The organism is Bathymodiolus platifrons methanotrophic gill symbiont (assembly GCF_002189065.1).
Lineage (GTDB): Bacteria > Pseudomonadota > Gammaproteobacteria > Methylococcales > Methylomonadaceae > Methyloprofundus.
In genome coordinates, this window is sequence record NZ_BDMN01000214.1 from 1 (window position 1) to 7,553 (window position 7,553).

4 protein-coding genes are annotated in these 7,553 nt (G+C 37.1%); all 4 read left to right on the forward strand.

The window, feature by feature from the left end:
• The first annotated feature begins 381 nt into the window (after nt 1–381).
• The 4 genes from CDZ78_RS12470 (at nt 382) to CDZ78_RS12485 (ending at nt 7,300) form a co-directional block, all read left to right on the forward strand.
• The gene (locus tag CDZ78_RS12470; protein WP_087870307.1) at nt 382–2,619 is read left to right on the forward strand and encodes a VapE domain-containing protein; all 2,238 of its coding nucleotides are present in this window, start codon (nt 382–384) and stop codon (nt 2,617–2,619) included.
• A 762-nt stretch (nt 2,620–3,381) separates the two neighbouring features.
• Nucleotides 3,382–3,777 carry a hypothetical protein gene (locus CDZ78_RS12475; protein ID WP_140414039.1) on the forward strand — a complete coding sequence of 132 codons (396 nt, stop codon included), beginning with the start codon at nt 3,382–3,384 and terminating at the stop codon, nt 3,775–3,777.
• Nucleotides 3,778–4,107: 330 nt separating this feature from the next.
• Nucleotides 4,108–5,346: an SIR2 family protein gene (locus tag CDZ78_RS12480; RefSeq protein WP_087870309.1), complete on the forward strand. Its 1,239-nt coding sequence runs from the start codon at nt 4,108–4,110 to the stop codon at nt 5,344–5,346.
• Nucleotides 5,347–5,350: 4 nt separating this feature from the next.
• Complete coding sequence (locus CDZ78_RS12485; RefSeq protein ID WP_087870310.1) at nt 5,351–7,300, forward strand: ATP-binding protein; 1,950 nt, start codon at nt 5,351–5,353, stop codon at nt 7,298–7,300.
• Nucleotides 7,301–7,553: the final 253 nt, after the last annotated feature.

Below are 7,553 nucleotides of genomic sequence, written 5' to 3' on the forward strand. Positions count from 1 at the left end.
GTTATAAATCCTAATTGATAAAACATTTTTTGTAATTAGAATGCGGGTCAAACTGTTGTTTTTTTGTGTTGGTTTGTAGGCGTAAAAAAGGGATAAAAAGTATTGTTTAGAGATTTGCTGAGGTATGGCTAGAGAGGTAGTCCGGGTGTGCTTGTATGGAGTATGAGATAATGAAAAAAATGCCCCTTGATGCTTTCAGTTCAAAGGGCATATTTGCACCATGCGCAAAGGGTTCAGACCTTTCACATGGACTTTGAAATATCATTTCATCATTGGTAAAACAAAAAGACAATACCAGTCCTTTTGAGTAATTATCTTATCACGGGCCAGGTTATATTAAAACGTTTTACCATGATGAAACCTTACAAACGGTAAGTCATTATGGAAATCTCAATAAAAAATAAAGCTCAAAATATTAACCAGTCATCACTCGCTATTCCAGCTATTGCAGAAACCCCTCCATCCGCTCCTCTATCTGTCAATATTCTAGATAAGGCAGTCCTGTACCAAAAAAGAGCTAATGAAGCGTACAGAGGAGAAACAACCACACCGCGCCAATTCGTCGAAAGACTAAAGACCAATGATGAGCATGTAGTTGCTTATCAGCGAAAACTAAAAACAGAAGGGAAAAGTGAGGCAGTTAAAGCCCTGAAAATAAAGATGAGTGCTATCTCATTCTCAGGGGGTGTTAATGATTCTTGCGGTAGAAGAGCAAAAGACTTTGACAAGGACAGCTGTACTGGCATATTTCACGTTGATATTGATGCTCTACAGGATAGCGCGGGCGTGGAACGGGTCATTGGCATAGTAAAGGCTACGCAAGGCTGCCTGTTCGCGTTTAGATCGGTCAGCGGGCTAGGCGTTAAGGCGGGGTTTAATGTTGGTCAGTTTGATAATGATGAGCAGTTCAAAGAGATATTTTATAAGTTTGAATATCTCTTTAAGGTAGAGCATGGAATTACTATTGACCCCGCCTGCAAGGATATTTTAAGGCTTTGTTTCACTTCCTATGACCCTGATTATTTCATTAATGATGATGCGGTCGAGATTGACGTTAACGCAATGGATTTTCCAGCAATAAATAATGTTTTTGAAGCACCTGATAACGACCTGCCAGTACAAAACATTCCTTCACTGGTCGCTGTACCCGATGCCCACCCCTGGACAGCAGAAAGAATAAAGGAGGTCATTAAACACATTCCTAGCGAAGACTATGACCAATGGATAATGGTCGGCATGGCTATTTATCACTCAGGCGCAAATGGTGGTTTTTCTGTGTGGGACGAGTGGTCAAAAACCAGTAAAAAATATAACAAAACAGAGATATCCAAAAAATGGTGTTCTTTTGATAATGGGGACAACCCTAAAAATGTATCAATGGGGACAGTGGTCAAGCTATCAAGAGAACACACTAAACAAATAAAATGGAATCACACAACAATGAAAGGCAAACCCATCCCAACGCCTGAAAATCTTGAGGCGCTTATAGAGTATTACGGTGTCAGTGTCAGTTATGATGAATTACTACTTGAAACTAACATTAAGGGCATCCAATCAATGAAGGGAAACGAACATAATTCTTTAATCGCGTTTCTAAAAGGTAAGTGTGCAATTCATGGGATTAGTGATCGTGTTGTTGACATGCAACTGGATGCAATCATCGAGAGCAATATCATTAACCCAGTCACTGATTGCCTGAAAGTCATCACGCGCACCAAGTCTAATAATCCAGTTGATGAACTTGTGGAGTTGCTGCCCGTGGACAATAAGACGTGGGTTAAAATCGCGATGTATCGCTGGCTAATACAGTGTTGTGCCGCGGCTGATATGGCAAGGAATACACCTAACGACGACGCTATAGACAAATATGAGTCTGTACTGGTATTTTTTGGAGAACAAGGACACAAAAAGACTTCATTTATACGCTATATACTGCCTAAGTTACTGCATAAATACACAAAGGAAGGGATTTTATTAGATGTTAAAGACAAGGACTCAATGCTTCATGTATTAAAGTGCTGGATTCCTGAGCTTGGAGAACTTGATTCAACATTTAAGAGAAGTGACATATCAGCACTAAAGGCGTTCTTGTCGATGACAGAGGATGAGATAAGACTGCCGTATGCACGTAAGCCACTAAAAATAACGCGACATATTTCATGTATAGGCACTGTAAACGAAAAGGAGTATTTAAGAGACGCAACGGGTAACAGGCGTTTCTTGCCTATAACGACGACAGGATCACTAGACATCATTGTTAAAGAAAACTTCGACTATACGGACTTGTGGGGTTATGTGTGGGGTCAATATATGCAGGGTGAACAGTGGTGGCTTACAGAAGAGGAGGAAGTACTACAGAAAGAAGTCTTATCCAAGCATGAGGACACTAATCTCAAGGAGTTGTTACTTGATGTTTATAACTTTGATACCTCACACACTAAAAAAATGACATCGACAGAGGTATTAAGAGATCTGTCACAAAAAACCACACGGCAAAATCAAATAAAACTTGGGATTGTCCTTAAAGATTTGTCCGTTGAGAAATCTACACCAAGAAGTAGGGATTATATGATGCCATTGTTAAGAGATGTTTACCCAAATCGGTTTCCAGACTCTTAGTCTAATCCATCTTAGATTTACTTTTATTTATTGAGAGTTGGGGTGATATTGCTTTTATGCGTATCGCCTCTTTTTGCCTATAACCTCGCACAGCATTGTCACTACATTGTCACCATCATTGTCACGCTCGCTACACACCTGCTGTTAAGGACTCTTTACAAGCCCTTTAAAAATCATTGTCACCCGTCATTGTCACGTGCTCCAGCCCTTTAAATACAGGGTGTGTATCTGCTTTCTAGAAAAAAATGACAAAGATGCACTTTTTTCATAGAGCATATATCATTATTTTATTATGTTCTCTACTTCCTCTAAAACTAATGACCATCATTGTCACTAATACCACCTTAGACCACGTGACTACTGGGTTGCAATGTCGATGACAATGTAAAAAAGCATATATACAAGCGTGCTCAAAATCCTCTGTATCCCCTGTCCTTACTGCTCTACATAGGATGTGACAATGTTGGTGACAATGTAGTGACAATGATTTAATAAATGGATTACAAGTTGCTATTTTACCTGATACCACCCCACCCATTCACCAAACAAAAACATAAACCCCCGTGTCGACTTTGTGAGAGGTTGAAAATACAAGGTTGAACGAAAATCAAATATTCATTAGGGCAGGTAAAATAGGGATTATAAATTTTTCATGATGGGTAAAGGGTAGACAAAAACTGGCGTGTTCACTCTAAATATGTGATGATTTTGTGATGTGATTAATAGTTACACTCTCATAGAATAACAATTACGGGTGATAAAGTGGCATTAGTAACAATGACAGAGGCCTCACGATTAATCGGAAAATCGAAGCAGACTTTATACCGACATGTCTCATCTGGTAGGGTATCGAGGAATAGTGATGGTTTTCTTGATACTGCGGAATTAATCCGTGTGTACGGTGAACTGAAACAAAATACAACGTCAAAGGTTACAAAAACATCCGTGCCAGTGGTGCAGGTTGAGAGGTCTCATATAGAATGGCTTGAAAAACAGGTCGATGGGCTTAGGGACGATATAAAACAAGATAGAGAAGATTCCCTAGCTCGTGAAATTCGATTAATGGCATTACTTGAACATAAAATTGATACGACACAAAGCGAAACATCAGCAGATAAACCAGTTATTAGAGGGGTGTTCTCAAAGATATTCAAGTGATGTATTATGTGTCACAATGAAGAGGGAAATTTGCCAATCCGAAGTGCGCGATAGCGCGCGAGGGAGACTAAAATTTTATCCCGAATAGCCGTAGAGCCATTTTTGGCGGACGCAGGGCGGCTGTAGCTCTATTTTAGTTGAAAATGCTAAACTTATTTGGCTGAAATTTAATCTTATGATCGTAGGTAATAGGGGGATTTTGTGTTTTGCGACAGAACCTAGTTATGCCTGAAGGCCAGGAGGTCTACGCTTTTAATAATTATTGCGACAGAACCAGAAATATCTCAAAGCACTTACAGAACTAGAGCAAGAAATTTATAAGGCTGCGTAATGAATGACGTTAATAGTAATAACCAGAAAGGACAAATACATTTTTATCAAGGGAGTGAAGCCTTAGAAACCAATAATTCTTTAGAAGCTATTAAACAAAAAATGGCTGAATTTTCCAATGTGAAAAATGTAAGTTTTTTACTTGGAGCCGGAGTAAGTTCAGGGGCTATCCTTGATATGAAGGGGATGTACGATGAGATTAGGGAGGGTATCGATGAAAACACCAATTTAGAAGATAAAACGAAAGATCTGTATAAAAAACTTTCAGGAGATAACTTAGAAAAACTACTAGGTGTTTTGTATGCAAAGAAACACTTTATGGACGGAACAATTGAACCTGATGAACCTGATGAAACTGAAAACGGTAGCGTGAATGAGCTAATCAATCATATACAAGATCAGATTTTTTGCAAGATAAACATTGATTTATTAGGTGATGAAAAAGCTGCTGAAACCTTAAGTTTATACAAAAAACTATATCAAAAGGTGGCACTAAGAAACAAAGACCTTTCTCGTATCAATATTTTTACAACCAATAATGATTTATTTAATGAAAAGGCCCTGGATAACCTCAATATAAATTACAACAATGGCTTTGGTGGTGGGCTTGAGCGAGTATTCAACCCTGCAATATTTAATTATACCTTTTCAAAAAAGATCGATGCTAATTTAGAAAAGTTTGAGCCATTAGAAAACATGGTGTATTTGTACAAACTACACGGTTCTATTAGTTGGATTGAAAAAGAAGGGAACTCATTATTCAATATTCAAGAGGTACCTATCGAAGGAGGTACAGGAAACCAGAATAAGGAGCATGTTTTAATTTACCCAACACCATTGAAGCAAAATCAAAGTTTAGGTTCTCCATATTCTGATTTGATTAGGGAATTTCAAACTAAATTAGCACAACCTAATTCTGTATTATTTATAATGGGCTATAGCTTTAGTGACGAACATCTAAACAATATAATTTATCAATCTCTAGCATCTAATTCATCTATTTCTGTCGTAATCTTTGGGAAATATGAGGACTGTCCTCTCTCAAAAATCAATGACAATAGAATTTACAGGATTTTTGGTGAATCAGATACAGGGAAGAATATTCACTATTTTGAATCAATCGTGAACAACCTACTACCAGACTTAGATGAAAACAAAGAAAAATCATTGTTGGAAGAATTTGTTAAAGAATTAAAAGAATTAAAAGAATTAAATAAATCAGCTGTTACTGGTGCCTAGTGGAATGAGAATAGGAAAACTTACCGCAATTAATTACAGTCAACTTAAAGTTAAAATATCATCTGAAATTAGAGGTGGATCGGTTAATTTATATGGCAATATTTATTATTTTGGAAATATTGGTAGTTACCTGAAAATAACCAATGCTATTGGTGAAGTCATTATTTGTGAAGTGATTTCCATCTTTGACTCTGACCTCCACCAAGAAAAATTTTCTTTTGACATTGAAAGTAATAGAGAGCTTTTAATTAAAGCCATTGGAACGATCAACAAATTTAAAGAATTCAATTTAGGTGTTGGTGTGTTTCCTTCTCTTTATAGTGATGTGAGTATTGTTACCTATGAAGATATGAAAATAATTTTGCGGACAAATAATGAACCTAAAAATCACAGCTATACAGATGATATAACGCATCAATCTTTTTTCTTAGGAGTAAGCAAAAACCTAATCAATTACCCCATTGAGGTTAGTATTGACAGTTTTTTTAATATTCACTCAGCTGTTTTAGGTAATTCAGGAAGTGGGAAATCAAATACCATTGCCCATATTATTCAAGAAATTCATCGCAAAGAAAATTATTCTGCGATTGGTTCAAGGGTTCTTGTTTTTGATGTAAATGGCGAATATAAAAAAGCGTTCACAAACGATTCGGATGCAAATATTTCTATCAAATATTACAAACCAAACATTAAAAATGATAGTGATGGTTATCAACCTTTTTACTTACCTCATTTTTTACTGACAATAGATGAGTGGAGTGCTTTTTTATTAGCAACAGAAGCAACACAGCGACCATTCTGGGATAAAGTTTTACAAGAAAGCTATCTATTTTCTAGGATTGGAAGTTCAAGTGTCGAAGACCAGAAAAAGTTTGTTAATTATTTGAAATATAGAGTGTGCAATTTGATATATAGCACATTGAAGCAGGCCGATAGTGACACAGCCAGAATAACAACAGCAGCAAGTATTCTCGGTAGTATAACAAGCATTATTAAGAGTAACTCTGACATTGAAAATGTTTCGGCTGATTTAATAGATGACATTGAGACATTGCAAGCTGCCTGTACTATTTCGTATGGAGGAAATAATAATAAATTAGACGATGCAACGAAAGAAGTTGCAAATAAAGTTGATATCACCAAAGCTCAAGAAGTTATAAATTCAAAAATCAAAAATGGTGAGTTCTTTGATCATAAAATTTTAAAAATTGCTGCTGAACTAATTCTTTTAGAAGAAGATGCCCGTGGAAATAAGCAAATTAGAGGCTACACAGCAACCATGCTCACACGGTTAGATTTCTTTTTAGATAACCCTGATTGTGAATTTATGAGGAAATCTCATGATATTAGAAGTATTAATGGTTTTCTATCAAATCTTTGGGCCAATGAAACTGACAGTTCCCAATTAATCATTATTGATACCAGTGAATTAAGCCCTGACATTCTGGAAACATTGACGAGTGTAGTTTCAAGGCTTCTTTTTGATGAAAGAAAAAAACTCATTGGTGAAAATCGCAGAAAAAAACCTATCCATCTAATTTTAGATGAAGCTCATAGATATATTAAAAAGCATTATGAGTATCTATTAAAAGAAAATATTTTTGAAAAAATTGCCAGAGAAGGAAGAAAATACTCCTTCTACTTATTGGTTTCATCTCAAAGACCCTCTGAGTTATCAGAAACGGTACTTTCACAATGTGCGAACTTTATAATTCATAGAATTCAAAATGAGAGAGATATGCAATACATACAAGCAATTCTCCCCTATTTTTCTGAAGCCTTTACTAATAAAATTAAACAGTCCACACCTGGTGAAGCGTTAGTTTTTGGGAATTGTGTATCAATGCCTTTACATCTAAAAATTCATAAATCGAACCCAGCCCCCAATAGTGATAACTGTAAAATTCCGGAGGAATGGTTTATACCCGCTGAAAATCATGGAAACGAAGCTTAGCGAAGTGGTGATTTTTAGTCCCTGATAGGCGACAGGGCAATTCGCTGATTCGACGTGTGCTAGCAGCACGCGAGAGGAGCAAGAATTGCATTCCGAATAGCCGTCCAGCCAGTGAGGTAGTAATGACGAAGCGGCTTTTGTGCGTAGTCGTTGCGGACGCAGGGCGTTCAGGGCATCTCCCATCCGCTGCGTAGGTGAACGAATTATGGCGACAGGAGTCCCGGAATTTCGTGAGGTAGCATGGCGCGCCTGC